17 protein-coding genes are annotated in these 20,605 nt (G+C 53.3%); 15 read left to right on the forward strand and 2 right to left on the reverse strand.

Translation table 11 applies throughout. The features are described 5' to 3' along the window. The 7 genes from nirD to Q9L42_RS05105 all read left to right on the forward strand — a co-directional run bounded on the left by nirD (nt 1) and on the right by Q9L42_RS05105 (nt 10,050). The gene (gene nirD / locus Q9L42_RS05075) at nt 1-339 is read left to right on the forward strand and encodes a nitrite reductase small subunit NirD (protein ID WP_305909513.1); all 339 of its coding nucleotides are present in this window, start codon (nt 1-3) and stop codon (nt 337-339) included. After that, nucleotides 336-1,247: a PhzF family phenazine biosynthesis protein gene (locus Q9L42_RS05080; protein ID WP_305909512.1), complete on the forward strand. Its 912-nt coding sequence runs from the start codon at nt 336-338 to the stop codon at nt 1,245-1,247. The genes nirD and Q9L42_RS05080 overlap by 4 nt, the downstream gene beginning before the upstream one ends. Nucleotides 1,248-1,308: 61 nt before the next feature. Then, nucleotides 1,309-2,787: an MFS transporter gene (locus Q9L42_RS05085; RefSeq protein WP_349432155.1), complete on the forward strand. Its 1,479-nt coding sequence runs from the start codon at nt 1,309-1,311 to the stop codon at nt 2,785-2,787. Nucleotides 2,788-2,790: 3 nt separating this feature from the next. Next, the gene (locus tag Q9L42_RS05090) at nt 2,791-3,384 is read left to right on the forward strand and encodes an ANTAR domain-containing response regulator (RefSeq protein ID WP_349432156.1); all 594 of its coding nucleotides are present in this window, start codon (nt 2,791-2,793) and stop codon (nt 3,382-3,384) included. A gap of 241 nt (nt 3,385-3,625) precedes the next feature. Continuing rightward, nucleotides 3,626-4,849 carry an NAD(P)/FAD-dependent oxidoreductase gene (locus tag Q9L42_RS05095; RefSeq protein ID WP_349432157.1) on the forward strand — a complete coding sequence of 408 codons (1,224 nt, stop codon included), beginning with the start codon at nt 3,626-3,628 and terminating at the stop codon, nt 4,847-4,849. Nucleotides 4,850-4,868: 19 nt separating this feature from the next. Continuing rightward, nucleotides 4,869-7,541 (forward strand): molybdopterin-dependent oxidoreductase, encoded by a 2,673-nt coding sequence (locus Q9L42_RS05100; protein ID WP_349432158.1) that lies wholly within the window; start codon nt 4,869-4,871, stop codon nt 7,539-7,541. A gap of 1,246 nt (nt 7,542-8,787) precedes the next feature. Further along, nucleotides 8,788-10,050 carry an MgtC/SapB family protein gene (locus tag Q9L42_RS05105; RefSeq protein ID WP_349432159.1) on the forward strand — a complete coding sequence of 421 codons (1,263 nt, stop codon included), beginning with the start codon at nt 8,788-8,790 and terminating at the stop codon, nt 10,048-10,050. A 54-nt stretch (nt 10,051-10,104) separates the two neighbouring features. Here the strand turns inward: Q9L42_RS05105 and Q9L42_RS05110 are convergent, their stop codons facing one another. Both Q9L42_RS05110 and Q9L42_RS05115 read right to left on the reverse strand, forming a co-directional pair. Then, nucleotides 10,105-11,337, reverse strand: a complete 1,233-nt coding sequence (locus tag Q9L42_RS05110) for a hypothetical protein (RefSeq protein WP_349432160.1) — start codon at nt 11,335-11,337, stop codon at nt 10,105-10,107. Between the two features lie 14 nt (nt 11,338-11,351). Continuing rightward, on the reverse strand, nt 11,352-12,194 hold the full coding sequence (locus Q9L42_RS05115) for an outer membrane protein assembly factor BamD (protein WP_305909501.1): 843 nt from the start codon (nt 12,192-12,194) through the stop codon (nt 11,352-11,354). A gap of 98 nt (nt 12,195-12,292) precedes the next feature. Between Q9L42_RS05115 and rluD the strand changes: the two genes are divergently transcribed. The 8 genes from rluD (at nt 12,293) to cydX (ending at nt 20,519) form a co-directional block, all read left to right on the forward strand. Then, nucleotides 12,293-13,237, forward strand: coding sequence for a 23S rRNA pseudouridine(1911/1915/1917) synthase RluD (rluD, locus tag Q9L42_RS05120; RefSeq protein WP_305909500.1), 945 nt, complete (start codon nt 12,293-12,295; stop codon nt 13,235-13,237). Next, the gene (pgeF, locus tag Q9L42_RS05125; RefSeq protein ID WP_305909499.1) at nt 13,224-13,946 is read left to right on the forward strand and encodes a peptidoglycan editing factor PgeF; all 723 of its coding nucleotides are present in this window, start codon (nt 13,224-13,226) and stop codon (nt 13,944-13,946) included. The genes rluD and pgeF overlap by 14 nt, the downstream gene beginning before the upstream one ends. A 2-nt stretch (nt 13,947-13,948) precedes the next feature. After that, nucleotides 13,949-14,785: a ZIP family metal transporter gene (locus Q9L42_RS05130; protein WP_305909498.1), complete on the forward strand. Its 837-nt coding sequence runs from the start codon at nt 13,949-13,951 to the stop codon at nt 14,783-14,785. Between the two features lie 237 nt (nt 14,786-15,022). Then, nucleotides 15,023-15,715 (forward strand): phosphate regulon transcriptional regulator PhoB, encoded by a 693-nt coding sequence (phoB, locus tag Q9L42_RS05135; protein ID WP_305909497.1) that lies wholly within the window; start codon nt 15,023-15,025, stop codon nt 15,713-15,715. Nucleotides 15,716-15,722: 7 nt separating this feature from the next. After that, on the forward strand, nt 15,723-17,000 hold the full coding sequence (gene phoR, locus Q9L42_RS05140; RefSeq protein WP_349432161.1) for a phosphate regulon sensor histidine kinase PhoR: 1,278 nt from the start codon (nt 15,723-15,725) through the stop codon (nt 16,998-17,000). A 220-nt stretch (nt 17,001-17,220) separates the two neighbouring features. Next, a complete protein-coding gene (locus Q9L42_RS05145) occupies nt 17,221-18,783 on the forward strand; it encodes a cytochrome ubiquinol oxidase subunit I (RefSeq protein ID WP_349432162.1) in 1,563 nt (520 codons plus the stop codon). Beyond that, nucleotides 18,780-19,919 (forward strand): cytochrome d ubiquinol oxidase subunit II, encoded by a 1,140-nt coding sequence (gene cydB / locus Q9L42_RS05150; protein WP_305909496.1) that lies wholly within the window; start codon nt 18,780-18,782, stop codon nt 19,917-19,919. The genes Q9L42_RS05145 and cydB overlap by 4 nt, the downstream gene beginning before the upstream one ends. Nucleotides 19,920-19,928: 9 nt before the next feature. Next, nucleotides 19,929-20,519, forward strand: a complete 591-nt coding sequence (gene cydX, locus Q9L42_RS05155; RefSeq protein ID WP_349432166.1) for a cytochrome bd-I oxidase subunit CydX — start codon at nt 19,929-19,931, stop codon at nt 20,517-20,519. The last annotated feature ends 86 nt before the right edge of the window (nt 20,520-20,605 follow it).

The raw sequence follows: 20,605 nt of genomic DNA on the forward strand, positions 1-20,605 counted from the left end.
ATGACTGAATGGAGCGATATCTGCGCTGTAGACGATCTGCAACCGGATTCGGGCGTCTGCGCCCTGATCGACAACCGACAAATCGCCATCTTTTATCTACCCAGAGAGCAAGCCGTTTTCGCGTTAGATAACCATGATCCGTTTTCCCATGCCAATGTGCTTTCGCGCGGCATGATCGGCGACTTGCGGGGCGAACCGATGGTGGCTTCGCCGATGTATAAACAGCATTTCAGCCTGAAGACAGGCGTATGCCTTGAGGATGAGGCGGTTAAGCTGCAAACGTATAACGTCCGTATCGACAAACAGCGTGTGCAAATTGCCTTCGGGAGCGAGCCATGAGTTATCAATATTATATAACCGATGTGTTTACCCGCGAATTGTTCGGAGGCGCGCAAATAGCCGTTTTCCCGCAGGCAACCGGATTGGCGGATGAGCAAATGGCGTTGATTGCGCAGGAGCTGGCCTTGACAGAGACGGTGTTCGTGTTTAATTCGCCGGTAGATCCGCATCGGCGGGTCATGCGAATCTTCACCCCCCATGGCGAGATCGATTTCGCCGGCCACCCGGTGATCGCGACCGCCTATGTGCTGGGGCATTGTGGCGATATTCAACTCGCCGAGCCCTTGACCCAGATGGTGTTCGAACAGAATTCCGGGCCGGTCGAGGTCAATATTTCGGCCAGGGATGGTCGGCCCTCCTTGGTGCAATTTACCCGCAAGGTCGCTTCGGTGGTGGATCGCTTTGCGCCCAGCGATCAAGAGCTGGCTGGTTTTCTATCCTTACGGGTCGCCGACCTGGACCATAATAAATACGCTCCCCGCTTGGTGTCTTGCGGCTTTCCCTATCTCATCGTGCCGCTTTGGAGCTACGCCAGCGTGCGCAAGGCTCGATTCAATTATGCGACCTGGAGCCAGTCGGTGGCTCCGCAAACTGCCGCCCAGGAAATTTTGTTGTTCGCCCCGAAAACCCCATATCCGGATGCCGATTTCAATTTGAGACTGCTGGGGCCGAATATCGGTTTGCAAGAAGACCCGCCGGTGGGTAATGCCATTCCGGCTTTTGCCGCTTATCTTTGTTCTTTCGATTTTACTCGCAAGGGAACCTATACCTTTGCCGTGGACCGTGGTGATGCCGACAGTCGCCGCAGTGTGCTGAACATCGAAATGGATAACAAAGGCGAGGCTTTGTTGCCGCTACGAGTAGGCGGGGAAGCGGTGATTTTCGCCGAAGGTACGATTTTGATTTGATCCAGATGGGGTGGTATGGAAACTGCATAAAGACGTATAAATTGATATTGAAGAATCTAGCATGAGCGCAATTAAATTTAATCTTTTCAGCTTGAGCGGCAAAATGAAAGTTTTGCACATGAGCTGGATGGCCTTTTTGATCAGTTTTATCGTCTGGTTCAATCATGCGCCGTTAATGCTGATGATTCAGCAGGAAATCGGACTGAGCGCACAGGAGATCAACATCATATTATTGTTGAATGTGGCGTTAACGATCCCGGCGCGCTTGTTGGTCGGCGTGTTGGTCGACCGTTACGGCGCCCGTATCAGTTATAGTGTGTTATTGGCGCTGTGTAGCCTGCCTTGTTTCATGTTTGCATTGGCCGATAGTTTTGCCCAACTGGCCTGGGCGCGTTTTCTGTTAGGAGGCATCGGCGCCGGCTTCGTCATCGGCATCCGCATTATCGGAGACTGGTTCCCCTCCCGGCAAATGGGCACCGCCGAAGGCATATATGCCGGCTGGGGGAATTGCGGTTCAGCCGTCGCCGCCATGCTTTTACCGGGTGCGGCGCTGTATTTTGGCGACGAAAACGGCTGGCGATATGCCATCGCGCTTACCGGATTATTGTCCTTGTGTTTTGCCGCTATCTATTATTGCAACGTGAAGAATCTGCCGGATTGTGCGCATTGCCTACGGCGTGGGCCTACGACTATTCTCGAGGTTTCCAGCATTCGCGATTTGTTTTTGTATATCCTTGCGATCGTCCCGCTTTATGGAGCCTTGTCTCTGTTGGTGTGGAAACTTTCGCGTCCGGAGATGGCTCTGTTATCAGGCTATTGGATCCTGGTCATCAATCTGTTGATTTGGAGCGTGTTTTTTTATCACGCCTACAAGGTTATCGACCTGAATGCGGAACGGCTCAGTCAACCGGTGGCGATCGTTCATCGTTACCAGGTCAGTCAGGTCTTGGTGCTGGGTTTGCTGTATTTGGTGACTTTTGGTTCTAAATTGGCGGTGGTGTCGATGTTGCCGATTTTTTTCTATCAAACCTTCAATGCCTCGCAACAGGTCACCTTGGTCGAGGCCGGTATGCTGGCGGCCTGTTTTGTGCTGCTCAACCTGATAGCCAGGCCGGCCGGCGGCTGGGTCAGCGATAGATTCGGACGCAAGCCGACGTTATATGTGTATTGTGCCGGACTCACGATCAGTTATGTGTTGATGGCGCAGATTTCGCCGCAATGGCCTATCGCCCTGGCGGTTTCCGTCACCTTGATCTGTTCCATTTTTTTGCAAGGGGCCGAGGGCGCTGTTTTCGCGGTGGTTCCTTTGGTAAAGCGATCGATGACCGGGCAAATCGCCGGAGTCGTCGGCGCCTACGGTAATGCCGGGGCGATTTTCTTTCTGGTCGCGCTGACCTTCGTTCCGGCGTCCGTGTTCTTTTTGATTTTGGCGCTATGTTGTCTGCTGTCGCTGACGACCATTCTTTTTCTGAATGAACCGAAGAGCGTGATAACGGAAATCATGCCCGATGGGTCGTTGGCCGTCATCGAACTGGATTGAATCATGAGCAAGTTGAGCGTGTTGGTGGCCAATGAATTGGAGGGTGACGATGTATTGCAGCAAACACTTCAGCACTGCGGCTATGACGTTGCGGCATTGAACCTGTCGGGGCTTGAATTGCTGGAAATGGTCAAGAACTTGCGGCCGGACATCGTCATCCTTAATTTATACCGTCCCGATAAAACTCTCTTGCAGCAAGTGATCGGTATCAATCAGCAGCATGCCGTTCCGGTGATTATGTTCGCCGAGGACCAAAGCACCGAAACAATCAATAAAGTGATCAAGGCGGGAGTCAGCGCCTATATCGTCGACGGTTTCGAGGCCAAACGGATCAAGGCGATTGTCGATATCGCATTGGCTCGTTTCAAGGAACAGCACGCATTGAAGTTGGAATTGGAAAAAACCAAAACCAAACTGGAAGAGCGTAAGGATATAGACAAGGCCAAGGCCTTGTTGATCAAGACTCAAGGTTACTCTGAAGAACAGGCCTATCATGCGTTGCGTAAATTGGCGATGGAAAGGGGCTTGACCATCGGCGACATGGCGAAAAATGTGTTGGCGATGGCCGATTTACTGAATCAGAAGCCTGCACAGTAACGGTGCGTTGCGCACCAAGGCAGAGAATTCTAAGGGTTTAAGCGGCGATGAAACCCGTGATCTGGTTCGGTTATTCTCTGTTCCAACGCGTAGCGGCTGAATTTGGCGGGATCTGATTCGTTGGCCCGAATACTGCTTTAGACTTTAACGAGATACCCAAGGTTATCGACACACCCATGTTAGGCAATGGCGCCTTATCTCCCGAAAGGGGGGTAAGGCGTTTTTTTTTGGATGTAGACTTATGAAAGAAAAACTCGTTGTTATCGGCAATGGCATGGCCGGGATGCGCTGCATCGAAGAATTGCTTGGCATCGCGGCGGACAAATTCACGATAACGGTTTTCGGCGCCGAACCTTATGGCAATTACAACCGCGTCCTGTTGACGCCGGTACTGTATGGCGCCAAGCGGATCGATGACATCATGATTCACGATTTCGCCTGGTATCAATCACATCGGATAGATTTACAGTGCGGCCCGGACAAAGCGGTGACTGCTATCGATACCGACACGCGTCGAGTCATCACCCGCGACGGCAGCCGGACCGATTATGATCGTCTGTTGATCGCCACCGGATCAAGTTCGCATATCCTTCCTATTCCGGGGAGGAATGTCCGGGGGGTGATTGGATTCCGAGATATTTTCGATGTCGAATACATGATCAATAAGGCGCGCAGTCACAGCAATGCCGTCGTTCTGGGCGGGGGGTTGCTCGGTCTGGAAGCGGCCAATGGTTTATTGCAACGCGGCATGCGGGTGACAGTTGTTAATCGGGCCAACCACATACTGAACAAACAATTGGACGAGCATGCCGGGGCCATGTTGCAGGCGGAATTGGAGGCGAAAGGCGTGCAATTTTGCCTCGGTCTTTCTATCAAATCGATAGTTAATGAGGACGAAAATATCGCCGGCGTCGTCCTCGATGACGGCCGGGAGCTGCCGGCCGACCTTTTGGTGATGGCAACTGGAATCGTGCCGAATATAGCGCTGGCGAAAGCGGCCGGATTAGATTGTGAACGAGGCATCATCGTCCGGGATAACATGCAGACCAGTGACGATCGGGTGTATGCGGTCGGCGAATGTGTGCAACATCGGGGAGAACTGTTCGGCTTGGTCGCGCCGGTCTATGAACAAGCCAAGGTTTGCGCACAAATTCTCGCCGGGCAGGGTAATGTCGTTTATCGCTCGATCACTCCGGCCACCATGCTAAAAGTGAGCGGTATCAAGCTATTTTCGATGGGCGATTACCAAGGCGATGAAGAGGCCGATACCTTACAATTGATCGATCACGCACGGCGTCTATATCGCAAGATCGTGCTACGGCAAAACAAAATCGTCGGCATGCTGATGTATGGCGATACGAGCGACAGCGCCTGGTATCAACAATTGATGCACGACAAGACGGATATTTCCCAAATGCGGGAAGCATTGATTTTCGGCCGAGCGGTACACTCGGAAGCCGCCTGAAACAACTGGTTATGACGAAATGAGCGAACACATCATTAAAACTACCTGTCCCTATTGCGGCGTCGGTTGCGGTGTAGAAGCGGTGATCGAAGATGCAAAGGCGCACAAGATCAAGATACAAGGCGACAAACAACACCCGGCCAACTATGGCCGTTTGTGCTCCAAGGGATCGGCTTTGGCCGATACCGTCAGTCGGGAAGGACGCTTGCTCTATCCGGAAATAAAAGGACGGCGCTGCGGTTGGGAACAAGCGCTGACGCACGTCGCGTCAGGATTCAACGATATTATTGCAAAGCACGGACGGAATGCCGTGGCTTTTTACGTGTCCGGTCAACTGTTGACGGAAGACTATTATGTCGCCAACAAGCTGATGAAAGGTTTTATCGGTTCAGCCAATATCGATACCAATTCCCGCCTGTGCATGTCCTCCGCGGTCGTCGGTTATAAGCGCGCCTTCGGTTCGGATACCGTGCCGGGCAATTACCAGGATCTGGAACTGGCCGATTTATTGGTTTTGGTCGGATCCAACCTCGCCTGGTGTCATCCGGTCGCATTTCAGCGCATTCGCAAGGCCAAGGAAAATAATCCTAAATTGAAGATCGTTGTCATCGATCCGCGGGATACGGACAGTTGCGACCTGGCCGATTTGCACTTGCCGTTAAGGCCGGGCTCCGATGTCTCCTTATTTAACGGTTTGCTTTGCTATCTAGCCGAAAATAACAAGCTGGACATGGATTTTATCGAACAGCATACCGACGGATTTTCCGATACCTTGCTTTCCGCGCAGAGCGAAGCCGGTAATGTGAGGCATGTCGCCGAACACTGCGATCTGCCGGAGCCGGATTTACGCCAGTTTTATAGCTGGTTCGCCCAATGTGACAAGACGGTGAGTTTGTATTCCCAGGGGGTCAATCAATCCAGTGCCGGTTCCGATAAATGCAATGCCATTATCAATTGTCATCTGGCTACCGGGCGTATCGGTAAACCCGGTGCGGCGCCTTTTTCATTGACCGGCCAACCCAACGCCATGGGCGGACGCGAGGTCGGAGGATTGGCTAATACGCTGGCCGCGCATATGGAGCTGGATAATCCCGAACATGTGCGACGTCTGAGACGATTCTGGAACAGCGAGCAGGTGGCCGACCAGCCTGGCCTTAAAGCAGTTGAGCTGTTCGATGCGGTGGCGTCCGGTAACGTGAAGGCGATCTGGATCATGGCGACCAATCCTGTCGTCAGCCTGCCCAATGCCGATTTCGTCAAACAGGCCTTGCAACGCTGTGATCTGGTGGTGGTGTCGGACTGCATCGCCTCCACCGATACCACGGCCTGGGCCGATGTGAAGCTGCCGGCCGCCGGCTGGAGCGAAAAGGACGGCACCGTGACCAATTGCGAACGGCGGATCTCGAGACAACGGGCCCTTTTTCCTTCGAGTGGCGAAGCGCGGCCGGATTGGCGGATTATTTGCGAGGTCGCCAAACACATGGGCTTTGACGAGGGTTTCAATTTCAATTCCGCTGCGGAGATCTTTCAGGAGCATGCCGCGTTATCGGCGTTTGAGAATGATGAAAGCCATGGCATACGGGATTTCAACCTGGCCGGCCTGTGTGGCTTGTCCGAGCGAGACTACGCTCGATTGCAACCGGTGCAGTGGCCAGTCACGGATAGGTCGGGCCATGGTGTAGCCCGGCTGTTTTCAGACGGCCGTTTTTTTACGCCTAATGCTAGGGCCAATTTTATTCCCGTGAATTGGCGGGCGCCTGTCAATGCGCCGACAGCAGCTTATCCATTTATTTTGAATACCGGGCGCATTCGGGATCAATGGCATACGATGACCCGAACCGGACTATCGGCCCGCTTGAGCAGTCATAAACCGGAACCGTTCGTTGAAATACATCCCAAGGACGCCGATCGGGCTGATGTCGTCGATGGGGGGTTGGCTTTGCTTGAAAGCCGCTGGGGCAGTATGCTGGGTCGAGTGCATGTGACATCCAAACAAAAAATGGGGTGTTTGTTCGCGCCGATGCATTGGACCGAGCAGTTAAGCCGTTGCGGGCGAGTCGGGGCAACGGTCAATCCAGTGGTTGATCCTTATTCCGGACAACCCGAAAGCAAGCATACGCCGGTGCGGGTGTCACCTTATATTGTCCGCCATTATCTGTTTGTCATCAGCCGACAGGCATTGACGCTGCCGCGGTTCGACTATTGCGTCAAGGTAAGAGGGGAGCGATATTGGCTTTATCATCTGGCTACGAAGACGGCTCATGACGATATCGCCGCGTGGGCGAGGACCTTGTTGCCTGCTAACACTCCAGGGCGTGATCCGGAATGGATAGAATATCGAGATACCTCCGCCGGTGTTTACCGGGCGGCACAATTAGGCGACGAGCAATTACAAAGCTGTGTATTCGTTTCCAGCCATTGGCAACTGCCCGATAGCGGCTGGTTGCAGTCATTGTTTTCGCAGGGCAGGCTGAGTCAGGCGGAACGGTTGAGTCTGCTCAGCGCCAAACCTCCCAAAGGTCAGGCGGATGTAGGTCGTACGGTTTGCGCCTGTTTCAATATCGGCGAACAAACGCTAATCGACACGATAGAGAAAAAAAAGCTAACTGACGTTGACGCGATCGGTCGTTGTTTGGGCGCGGGAACCGGGTGCGGTTCCTGCCTCCCGGAATTGAAGGCGTTGTTGGGGTGATTTAGGTTAGGATTTGGCGTAATTACTCAGCGTATTTTTATCAGAGGGAGTAGGCTATTGATTTATCGGGCTGTCTGCAACAGGACGTTGCAGTCAGAGCTTACATGGAAGTATTCACGCGTCCCGAGAAATCAATGGTCTACTCCCTAAACCCTGAAAGATACTGAATAGTTACGATTTGGCTTACACTAACTTTCCGAAATAGAACCGTTCGGTTAGCAATTCAGTTTGAGCATTTTTGAACGCCAAACTGATGGGAATTGCTGCCATTCGGTTATTCGCTTGACAGATGAAGCCGTTGCCCTGGTTTAGGTGCTGGCTTATGTGACAGGCCGTCATAATCACCGCAACATGGCGCGATTACCCAACCTCTGCGTAGGATGCTGAACAGCGTGAAGCGCATCAAAAACCGGTGCGCTCCCAATGTAGGGCGGCTTCGCGTAGGGTGGCTTCGCGAAGCAAGCCACCACAACCCGCACCGGGGGCCAAATTTGGCATTGTGTGTATCAAAGGCGGATTGCCTGGCGGCGAATCCACCCTACGGTGGTCACCCGACGGTTGCGATATAACGCGTAGGGCGGCTTCGCGAAGCAAGCCGCCAAAACCCGCGCCGGGGCAAAATTGACCGTTGTCCGTATCAAAGGCGGATTGCCTGGCGGCGAATCTGCCCTACGGTGGGGCCATCCGACGGTTGCGATATAACGCGTAGGGCGGCTTCGCGAAGCAAGCCGCCAAAACTCGCGCCGGGGCCAAAATTGACCGTTGTCCGTATCAAAGGCGGATTGCCTGGCGGCGAATCTACCCTACGGTGGGGCCATCCGACGGTTGCGATATAACGCGTAGGGTGGCTTCGCGAAGCAAGCCGCCACAACCCGCACCGGGGGCCAAATTTGGCATTGTGTGTATCAAAGGCGGATTGCCTGGCGGCGAATCCACCCACATCCGTGAGGCGCACCACGCGCAGTGGATCCGCTCGCAGGGCAATTACCGCAACATGGCGCGATTGACTTGGTTGGGGCGAAACCCTACCTAATGAGTCGTCAATGACAACAGCTCGGATCATCAAGAAGCCTGGCTGATTTATATTGGAGTTCCGCTATACAGGGTAAAAATGAAAATCGCTTAGTTTTTGACCATTAATCGCCCCGACACGATTTGAGTTTGCAGGTCAATCCTGGCCAAAGAGGTCGGAATGTCTGTAAGATTGATGTTAACCATAGCCTTACTTCAACTACATGATTAACGCATGAGCGATACGCAGCAAACTTTTTACTATTTGAGCGTGGCCTTGGCTATAGGCCTGCTGATCGGTCTCGAGCGTGGCTGGAAGGAACGCAAAGCCGAGGAGGGCGCGCGCGTTGCCGGTGTGCGTACTTACGGTCTAACCGGTTTGCTAGGGGGAGGCTCAGCCCTGCTTGCCGAACGGTTTGGTCCGCTGACCATGGGGTTAGCATTCGTCGGGCTTGCGCTGATGTTTACCGCGGCTTACGTCGTGAATCTGCATCGAGGCAACGATGTCGGCATTACCAGCTTAGTCGCGGGGCTTTTAACTTTTATCTTAGGCGCTTTGGCAGCCATCGGCGAGGTTGCCATCGCTGCCGCTTCCGCCGTGGTGACCACACTGCTGCTGAGCTACAAGCCGTTGTTGCATCGGTGGGTGAGCGCCCTTGAAGCCAGTGAACTGCGCGCCGGCATCAAGCTCTTGTTGATCTCGGTGGTTTTGTTGCCGATTCTTCCGAATCAGGGCTATGGCCCTTGGAATGCCTTGAATCCTTATGCGATCTGGTGGATGGTGGTGTTGATTGCGGCCATTTCTTTCGTCGGCTATTTCGCGATCAAGATCGGCGGGGCTCGTCGGGGCGCTGTATTTACCGGCTTGTTTAGCGGCTTGGCATCGTCCACGGCGCTGACGCTGCATTTTTCAAGGATATCGCGTCGTGATGCGGCGCTGGCGCCGATCTTGGCGATGGGCATTCTGCTCGCCTGCGGGACTATGTTTCCGCGCATGGTGTTAGTCGCAAGCCTGCTCAATCCTCATTTATTCAGATTGCTGGTAGTGCCGGCGTTGGTGATGGCGCTGCTGAGCTATTTACCCGTACTGTTTTATTGGCGCGCATCGTCGCATAAGAAAACCGACGCGGTGGCGCCGATTAAAAATCCTTTGGAACTGAAGACAGCGCTGAGTTTTGGCTTGTTGTTGATGTTAGTGATGCTGCTTGGTAAAGCATTGCAGAGCTGGTTCGGAGAAGCCGGGGTCTTGGCGCTGGCAGCCGCATCCGGTGTCGCGGATGTGGATGCGATAACGCTTTCGCTTGCGCGTATGAGTCAGCACGATCTGACATTGCGCATTGCGGTAAGCGGAATCGTGATCGCCGCGGCCATCAATAATCTGATCAAGGGCGGCATGGCGACCTTCATCGGAGGACGCCCTATGGGCCTGCGCGTCGGCTTGCCGCTGTTGGGCAGCGCCATCAGTGGATTGGCATCGGTCTGGCTATGGGTTTTGTGAATGTGATTGCCTGGGGTTGCTATCCAAATTGATATTTGCTGTATGGATAAACGCTTATTGTCCCAGCACCTTGGCGACGGCGTCTTCCCAGAAGTCCAGCGGTTTGGTGATCGGCGCCGAACAACTGTCGTAGCCTTGGTATTCGACGCCTTTGAAAACATCGTCGCGCAGCCAGCGATAGGCGACCGGAGAGCTTTGTTTTAGCCGTTCCGGTATCAACACATATTGGGCGACCAGTTCGGCCAGTTTTTCCTGTATCCTGCCGTTATAGCGGCCTTCATTGACTTCCCAGAGGTATTCGAAGGCTTCAAACCACTTGGAAGGCCACAACGCCAGTTTGGCGTCGAGAATACGTTTCGACGTGGCGTTGTCGGTGGACATTTTTCGATACCAGTAAAAAAAATACAGGTCATCGCTGCCGTTCCAGAAGTGGAAGTTATCAATCGTATGAGCGATTTCATGGATCAGTATCGGCAGCCTGAAGTCGACCAGATATTTCAGGTCGATGTCGCGATACATCTTTCCGTCTTTGGCTTTGTCGAAACCTCGGATGGTGAAGATGATCAGGTTCTGGCCGTTATAAACCTGCGCCACCGTCTGGCTTCTGAAGCCGGTGCCGGGTACGATCGTTAACGGATGGGTGTGGTCGGTCCAGATGCTGGTTTCGTAATCTTCGGGGGAGGCTTCCAGGATCAGCGACTGCAGGTGAGCCGGCGCTTTGGCGATGGCTTTTTCCAGTTTGTTGATTGGTTTGGCCCGGGTGATCGTTTTACGTAAAAACGGTGGAATCTTACGAATGCCCTTCTCGAAAACGCGCAGATGATCATCTTTAAACCGAGGGATCAGGTAATCGTCGCTATGTTTGATGATGGTTTTGGTGTCATAAAACAGCGCCAGGACCCTAAGCGCGGACTCTTCACTGTCCCAGTATTTTTCCAACACGCATAAGTCAGGCGATGGGGTGTCGGCGCAATCTTCACGAAATTCCAGTAAATCTTGTAGATGCAACGGATGAATATGGTCGGTCAGCACGGCAACCGAATGTTGACGTAGGTCAGCGGCATTTTTTTCATAGTAGGCGATGATCGCGCGCAATTCGGCCGGCGATTTAAATTGTTTTTCGCTGGTTGTACAGATCAGCTGGTTGTCTTGGGAGAGGGTGAAAAAGCGGTTCTGAAACAACGGCGGTGCGTTGTCGGGATGGTGGGCAAAGGCGCAGAAAACGGGCGCGATGGTTAACAAAAGCAGTCGCCAGAAAGTTCTGCGCGGGGAGCGTCTGCTATTCATCGCGGGATTGCCCTTTATTCATCGAAGCCAATGCTGTCCCAGAGGGATTCGACGAAGGTTTTTTCAGCTTCATCCTTTCTGATCGGCGGACCGTCAGGATAGTTTAGCTGGTAAACCCGTTTGGCATCGGCCTCTAGATCGCTCAGGTTGAGTTTGCCGTAGGCCTGCTGCATGATTTCCAAGGCGTAAGGGACGGCCGGCGTGCGCTGATATTCCTGCACGACATGGCTGGCGCGATTGGCGGCAGCGACGTAGGCGCGCCGCTTCAAATAAAAACGGGCGACATGGACTTCATACATGGCCAGGTTGTTTTTGAGCGCGATCATGCGTTGTTTGGCGTCCGGCACGTATTTGCTGTCGGGGAAACGCCGAATCAGCTCGGCGAAATTATCATAAGCATCGCGGGCGTTGCCAGGGTCTCGTTGACTGGCGTCGGTGGGCAGAAATCGATCGATAAACCCGATACCGCGGTTATAATTGACCAGACCTTTCAGGTAGTAGGCGTAATCGACGCTGGGATTTCTGGGATGAATCTTGATGAAGCGGTCGGCTGCTGCGATGGCGGCTTCCGGATCGTCGTTCTTATAATAAGCATAGGCGACATCGAGTTGGGTCTGGGCCGCATAGTCGCCGAAGGGATAACGCGCTTCCAGGGTTTCATACAGCTTGATCGCTTTCTGATAATTGCCGGCTTTCATCGCGTCCCTGGCTTTGTCATGGAATTGTTTCGCATCCCAGCCGTTATATTCGGCGTCCGAACCGGAGTCGGCCGATTGCAGGTTCTTTAATGTCTCGCAGCCCGCCAGCGGCGCCAACAGGGCAAAAAGAAATAAAAATTTTATTAAAAGTAATCGCATATTGTTGACGACACGTTGTACTATAACGGGTTTTTTTGTGTTTTCAGAACGCTGAGGCGTTTTTCCCATTCGCGAGTATAACTTAAAATCAGTTGAATATGGCTATATTAACGGCAAAAGTACCTGTAGAGCTGGCGGGCATGCGGCTGGACCAATGTCTGGCGGAAGTATTTCCGGATTATTCGCGCAGCAAGTTGCAAACCTGGATCAAGTCAGGGCGGGTGCGGGTTAATGGTCAAGCGCTGAAGGCCAAAGACAAGCTGGATGGCGGCGAGGAAATCCGCTTGGACGCCGAGGCGGAAGTCGTGCTGGAGAGCGAAGCCGAGGACATTCCGCTGGACATCGTCTACGAAGACGAGGCTATCCTGATTATCAATAAGCCGCCCGGCTTGGTCGTGCATCCGGCCGCCGGTCATTGGCACGGAACGTTGGTCAACGGCTTGCTGAATCATGACCCGAATCTAAATACTTTGCCGAGGGCGGGGATCGTGCATCGTCTGGATAAGGACACCAGTGGCTTGTTGATGGTGGCGAAGAGCTTGCAGGCGCATCACAGCCTGACGGAACAACTGCAGAACAGAACGATAACCCGCGAATACCTGGCGCTGGTGAAAGGTTGGATGACCGCCGGCGGCACCGTCGACGAGCCGATCGGCCGCCACCCGATAGACCGCAAACGCAACGCGGTCAGAGAAGATGGTAAACAGGCGGTGACCCATTACCGCCTGGAACGGCGCTTCAAGCGGCATACGCTGTTGCGGGTCAAGCTGGAAACAGGCCGCACTCATCAGATTCGGGTGCATCTGGCGCATATTCATTACCCGTTGGTGGGCGATCAGGTCTATGGAGGGCGCTTTCAATTGCCGGCGGGATGCAGTGCACAGCTGGAGGAGGCGCTCCGAAACTTCAAGCGACAGGCGCTGCATGCCGCCAAACTGGGGCTGGATCATCCGCTAACCGGCGAGTATTGCGAGTGGGAGCAAGCGTTACCGGACGATATGGAACAACTCTTGGCGGTATTGGCTGAAGATGAACTGGATTGAACCCGATTGGCCGGCGCCGACGAACGTGCATGGCGCAACGACGCTGAGGACGGGCGGCGTCAGCAGCGGCGCCTACCAGAGTTTGAATCCGGCCGGCCACGTCAATGACGATATCGAAAACGTGCGGGTCAATCGGCAGCGGATCAAGCAGATGCTGAATTTGCCGAACGAGCCGGTCTGGTTACGGCAGGTGCACGGGGCGCGAGTCGTTAACGCGAATCAGGTCGACGGCGTGGCGCAGGCCGACGCCAGTTACAGCGATCGCCCCGGCATCGTTTGCGCGGTGCTGACCGCAGACTGCCTGCCGTTATTGTTCACGACTGATGATGGCCGGCGAATCGCCGCGGCTCACGCCGGTTGGCGGGGCCTTTTGAGCGGCATCATCGAGCGCACCGTGGAGATGATGGCCGACTCCGAATCATTGGTTTGGATGGGGCCGGCGATCGGTGCGCAGTGTTTTGAAGTCGGCGATGACGTCAGGCAGGCTTTCGTGCATAAGTCTGCGGAGTTTGCCCACGCCTTCCGCGAACACGCCGAACATAAGTGGCTGGCGGATATTTATCGGCTGGCGCGCATCACTTTGGCCAGGCAAGGCGTCAACCGCATCTACGGGGGTGATTTTTGCACCGTCACCGAATCGGAACGTTTTTATTCTTATCGCCGAGACGGTGAAACCGGCCGCATGGCGACGCTCATTTGGAGAGACTGACTTTGGATTTATTGCTTTATATCATCATCTTTACTGCGATAGGCGGTGTGTTGAGTGTGCTGGCCGCCGGTATATTTTTATTGCTGCCGGAACCGCATAGGAATCGTATTTTACCGCACGGCATCAGTTTCGCCATCGGGGCATTATTGACCGTTTCTTTCTGGGGCCTGATTCCTCACGCCTTCGAGGAGGCTAAGCCGGATCAGCTGCAGTCGCTATCGGGCACGATATTGATTGGCATTCTGTTGTTCTTCATCCTGGAAAAGCTGTTAATCTGGCGTCACTGTCATTCTCATTCTTGTGAGGCTCACCTCGATGACGGTCATGATCATCATGACCATAGTCACGGCCGCCGCTCGACAGGCGTACTGATTATACTGGGCGACAGCATGCACAACTTTGTCGATGGCGTCCTGATCGCAGCGGCATTTCTGACCGATACTCATCTGGGCATCGTGACCAGCCTGGCGGTGGCCGCCCATGAAATTCCTCAAGAAGTCGGCGATTTCGCCATTCTGTTGGAAAGCGGCTACTCCAAGGGCAAGGCGCTTTTCTATAATATCCTGGCCAGTTTGACGACGGTGATTGGCGGAGTGCTGGCCTATTTCAGCCTGGAGGATTTACATGATCTGTTGCCGTATTTTTTGACGCTGGCGGCTTCCAGTTTTATCTATATCGCCGTGGCCGACCTGATTCCGTCGCTGCATAAAAAAACCGATATCAAGACGTCGTTAGAGCAGATTGCATTGATTCTGGCCGGAGTCCTGCTGATCTTTTCCCTGCATGGCCTGGCGCATGATATCGAAATCGACGGACCTAGCGTAGCGGCTAGCCATTGATCCAGAATTCCCGGTTTGAGCGTTTTAGCGGTGTGGGGGCTTGATGGCGCACTCCCTGCTGCCGTCATCTTCGCCAAACGCACCCCAAATCCTCTTTGTTATCCAAATGGGAATTACCGCCATTGATGGTCTTGAGCCAAACCGTTTCGACTGCGATGCCTCTATGCTTGCGTTGTCATAAAAAGGTAACATTGGGCTGATAGATTAAAAAGGTTTATAAGCGGATCACAGAAAATTATGTCGAAATTGAAGGTTCTGGTCGTTGAAGATGAAGAAGCCATCAGGGAGATGTTGGTCATGGCCTTGGAACAATCAGATTTGCAGGTAACGGCGGTCGAAAGCGCCGAGCAGGCGCTGCGGGCGTTGGCGGAAAATTTGCCAGATTTGCTGTTGTTGGATTGGATGTTGCCCGGCATCAGTGGAGTAGAGCTGGCGCGTCGGTTGAAAAAGGATGACAGTTACAAGGAGATACCGATTATCTTATTGACCGCCCGCGGCGAGGAAGAGGACAAGGTTCGCGGTTTGGAAATCGGCGCCGACGATTATATGACCAAGCCTTTCTCGCCGAAAGAATTGATCGCCCGCATCAAGGCGGTGATGCGGCGCAGCGGCAAGAGCGGTGAGAGTCGGCAGATTGCGGTCGGTGATCTGATTCTGGACACCGAGCAACACCGGCTGATGATAGACGGTCAGGCATTGGATGTTAGTCCCACCGAGTTCAGGTTGATGCATTTCTTCATGCTGAATCCGGACAAAGTCTATAGCAGGACTCAGTTGCTGGATCAGGTATGGGGGCGCAGTGTTTATATCGAGGAGCGTACCGTTGATGTGCATATTCGGCGTTTGCGAAAAATACTGGCTCAATATGGTCGCGAAGACCTGGTGCAGACAGTCCGTGGATTTGGTTACCGTTTTTCCGTTTCCGGTTGAGTGAACGATGGGACGTTGGTGGTGGAGGGAAACCTATATAGTCGCCTTACTGTTCATTGCGGCGCTTATACTGAGCTTTTTCATCGGCCATTTCGTCGAATTATTGTTATTGCTCACGATCTATTTACTGGTCAGGCAAACGCTGCTGATCAGCGCATTGGAGCGTTGGCTGAGACGCGGCGCCATCGGCGATAATCTGAAGGCCAAGGGTATCTGGGAAGATATCTATTATCATCTGTACAAGATCAAAAAAAACGAAAAAAAACGGAAGAAGAAACTGAGCAAGATGATCGATCAGTTTCGCAAATCCACCAATGCTCTGCCCGATGCTGCGGTCGTGTTGGGCAAACATGCCGAAATCGAGTGGATCAATAAGGCCGCCAGGGAAGTATTGGGTTTGAAAAAATCCGACAAGGGGCAGCGCATCGATAATCTGATTCGTTCGCCGTTGTTCAGCCAGTTTCTCAATGCCGATGACTATACTCAGAAAATCAGCATTCCTTCGCCGGTCATCGACAGCATCATTTTGCAGATCACCGTCGTTCCATATGGCGCCGGCCTTAGGTTGTTGGTCGCCCAGGATATCACCCAGCTTAAAAACATGGAGCGGATGCGCAAGGATTTCGTCGCCAATGTCTCGCATGAACTGCGTACGCCATTGACCGTGTTGAAGGGCTATCTGGAAACGCTGCAGGAGATGGAAGAGGAGCGATCCAAGTATGCCCGCTCCTTTCAGCAAATGTACGCCCAGACCGAACGCATGCAATTTCTGGTCGATGACCTGTTGCTGTTGACGCGTCTGGAAACGACGGATAAGCATGTCGAATGCGTCGATATTCCCTCCCTGCTCAGTCAGATCTGTCATGAAGGCGATATCATCGAGAATTCCGCCAGACGGATAGAACTGGTGTTCGGCACCGATAAGAAACTGATGGGTGATCCTCAGGAATTACGCAGCGCTTTTACCAATCTGGTCGTCAATGCGTTGAAATATTCCCCAGAGGACTCCGTGGTCAAGGTGCGTTGGAATGCGGCCGCCGATGGCGGCGCCTGTCTGGAGGTGGAAGACCAGGGAGAGGGCATTGCCAGCAGCGATATTCCCCGCGTCACCGAACGTTTTTATCGGGTCGATGTTAAGCGCAGTCGCAAACTCAGCGGCACCGGTTTGGGTCTGGCCATCGTCAAGCATGTGCTGGTCCGGCACGACGCCAAGTTGGAAATTCATAGCGAGTTGGGCGCCGGCAGTTGTTTCCGCTGCGTTTTTCCTGCCAAACAGGTGTGCTGAACTATCGCTAGCCCTCTTTATACCTAGCCCCAGCCAAATTGCGACTATCTTCTTTTGCGCGATCGGTGCACAATGACCCCATTCTGAAATTTGTCTTCGGATGATTTATCTTGTTTTGTTTATAATAAAACGCTAATATTGGCTTTGTCCTCAAATTTCGGCCAACCGTCTTTTGCCGGGCAGCGAGGTTAAGTTTATGCGAATGAAAGAGGGGTAGGTTATGATCTCGGAAGGAGTGGTTGAGTTGTCGAGGTGGCAGTTTGCCGTTACCTCCATGTACCATTTTTTGTTTGTCCCGTTAACGTTGGGTTTGTCGTTTCTGCTGGCCATCATGGAGTCTACCTATGTGATGACCGGTCGGCAGATTTATAAGGATATGACCCAGTTCTGGGGGAAATTGTTCGGCATCAACTTTGCGCTGGGCGTCGCCACCGGCTTGACGATGGAATTTCAATTCGGCATGAATTGGTCTTATTTCTCTCATTATGTCGGCGATATTTTCGGAGCGCCTCTGGCGATTGAAGGTCTGATGGCCTTTTTCATGGAATCGACCTTTGTCGGGCTGTTTTTTTTCGGCTGGGACCGTTTAAGCAAGGGCCAGCATCTGATGATCACCTGGCTGGTAGCCTTAGGGACCAATCTGTCCGCGTTGTGGATACTGGTCGCCAACGGCTGGATGCAAAACCCGATTGGCGCCGAATTCAATTACGAAACGATGCGCATGGAAGTGGAGAGTTTCGGCGACTTGATTTTCAATCCGGCCGCCCAAGTCAAATTCGTGCATACCGTCGCGGCCGGCTATACCACGGCTTCCGCCTTCGTGCTCGGCATCAGCGCTTGGTATATGCTGAAAGGGCGCGATGCGGCATTTTCGCAACGTTCCTACACCATTGCCGCAGGGTTCGGATTGGCTGCGGTGTTGTCGGTGATCGTGCTGGGTGATGAAAGCGGCTATACCGATGGCGAGGTTCAAAAAACCAAGCTGGCGGCGATCGAGGCGGAGTGGCATACCGAGGAACCGCCGGCCGCATTCACGGTAATCGGTCTGCCGAATCAGGATAAGATGGAGACCGAGTATGCGGTTAAAATCCCCTGGGTGCTGGGACTGATCGGCACCCGTTCGATCGATGAGCCGATTATCGGCATTAGCGAAATCCTGGAGCATAATCGGCTACGGATACGCAATGGCATCAAGGCTTACGCCTTGCTGCAGCAACTCCGGGATAACAAGCGTGACCCGGAATTGTTGGCCGAGTTTGATGGCGTGAAAGACGATTTGGGATATGGGCTGTTATTGAAACGCTGGACCGAACACGTCGTCGATGCGACCGACGAACAGATCGAAATGGCTGCGCAATACAGCATTCCGCGAGTGGCGCCGTTATTCTGGACTTTTCGGGTCATGGTGGCTTGCGGTTTCGTTATGTTGGTGATCTTTGCCCTGGCCTTTATCGCCAGCTCGATCCGCAAATGCCGTCAGGAATGGCTGCTGAAGGCCAGTCTATACATGATTCCGTTGCCTTGGATCGCGAGTGAAATGGGCTGGTTCGTCGCCGAATTCGGTCGTCAGCCGTGGACGATCGCGGAGATACTGCCGACCTTCCTTAGCGCCTCTTCATTAACGGAATGGGATCTGATCATCAGCCTGTCCGGTTATTTCATCGCCTATAGCATTTTTCTAGTGATAGAAATGTTCTTGATGCTGAAGTTCATCAAACTGGGGCCGAGCAGTCTGCACACCGGTCGTTATCATTTTGAAGTCGCCGAAGGAGAGTTGTCATGATTTTCGACTACGAAACCCTCAGGATCATCTGGTGGGCCTTTTTGGGGGCGCTACTGATCGGTTTTGCCGTTACCGACGGTTTCGACCTTGGCGTAGCGATGTTATTGCCGTATCTGGGTAAAAGCGATGACGAAAGGCGGGTCATCATCAATTCGGTCGGACCGACCTGGGAAGGCAATCAGGTCTGGTTCATCACCGCCGGCGGCGCCTTGTTCGCGGCCTGGCCGATGGCCTATGCGGTCTCCTTTTCCGGCATGTATTTCGCGCTGTTCGCGACGCTGGTAGCATTGTTTCTAAGGCCGTTGGGCTTCGATTACCGAGGCAAACTGCCCGATCAAAACTGGCGGAATAACTGGGACAAGGCCTTGTTTGTCGGCGGTTTAGTGCCGGCGCTGATTATGGGGGTCGGTTTCGGCAACCTGTTGAAAGGCATTCCGTTTCATCTCGATAGCGATATGCGTATCTTTTATCTGGGGACTTTCAGAGGATTGCTCAATCCCTTCGCATTGCTGGCCGGCGTTTTAAGCGTGTCGATGTTTTTGATGCATGGCGCGGTTTATTTGCAATTAAGGACCGATGCGGAGATTTACCAGCGCGCCAAGTCGGTCGTGTTGAAATCGAGCTTGCTGGTCATCGTGTTGTTTGCGCTGGGCGGCTTGTGGATCACCCATTTAGAGGGCTATCACATCACCTCGGAAATTTTCCCGAATGCGCCGTCCAACCCGCTGAATAAGTTTGTCAAGCGGGCCGAAGGTTTGTGGTTGGACAACTATAATCACGTGCCAGCGCTATGGGGCGTGCCGGCAGCGGCCTTCGTCGGCGCCTTGGCCACTATCGCCTTGTCCAGATTCGATCGTCCGGGGTGGGGCTTGCTCACTAGTTCCTTGACCCTCACGGCGATCATCCTGACCGCCGGCGTGTCGATGTTCCCATTCCTCATTCCATCCAACATGTCATTGAACAGCTCGTTGACCGTCTGGGACTCCAGTTCCAGTCAGGCGACGCTGAACTTGATGTTTTGGGTCACGGTGATTTTCTTGCCGCTGATTGTCATCTATACCAGTTGGGTGTTTCGTGTGCTGCGCGGCAAAATCACCGTCGATTTTATTCGCGACAACGATCATAAGCTTTATTAGGAGAGTGTCATGTGGTATTTCAGTTGGATTCTGGGGGTATTGCTGGCCTGTTCATTGGGCATCATCAATGTGCTGAGGCTGGAAGCTCAGCTGGCCTTGGCCAAGGAAAATGAAGTCATCGACCCATTGACGCAGCTGTTGTGCAAAGACAGCATGTTGACCCGGCTTCAGGAAAAAACGGATAACTCACGGCGCAATGGACTGCCTTTTTCGTTGCTGTATCTGAGTCTCAGGGATTTCAAGATTAAACATACTTTGCTCGATCATGAAATGGACACGACGCTGCTGAAAGTCGTGAAGACGATGAAGCAGGATATTCGGCTCGGGGTCGATATCGCGGCCAGAGTCGGCCCGGAAGAATTACTGTTGGCGCTGCCGGGCGTATCGCAGGAACACGCCGAACAGATCGCGCAAAAAATTAAAAGCGATATTTTCAACCAGGTCAAAACGCCGGGCAACATAGCCGTGGAAGTCATGATCGGCGTCGCGGAGTATTCCACTCATGCCGACCTGTTCAGGCTGGATCGTTTGACTGGCGAAGAAGAAGTCAATGCCTTGTTGGATATCGCCCAGAGTCAGCTTGGCGAGGCGGTGGCCTGAATCAACTGATGCGCAGCGCATGGTTCAAAGCCTAACCTGAGTAGCCTATATCAGGTCGCGCCTATCAGCGCCGGTGATGCGTTTTC

The organism is Methylomarinum sp. Ch1-1, assembly GCF_030717995.2.
In the GTDB taxonomy this organism is placed as follows: domain Bacteria; phylum Pseudomonadota; class Gammaproteobacteria; order Methylococcales; family Methylomonadaceae; genus Methylomarinum; species Methylomarinum roseum.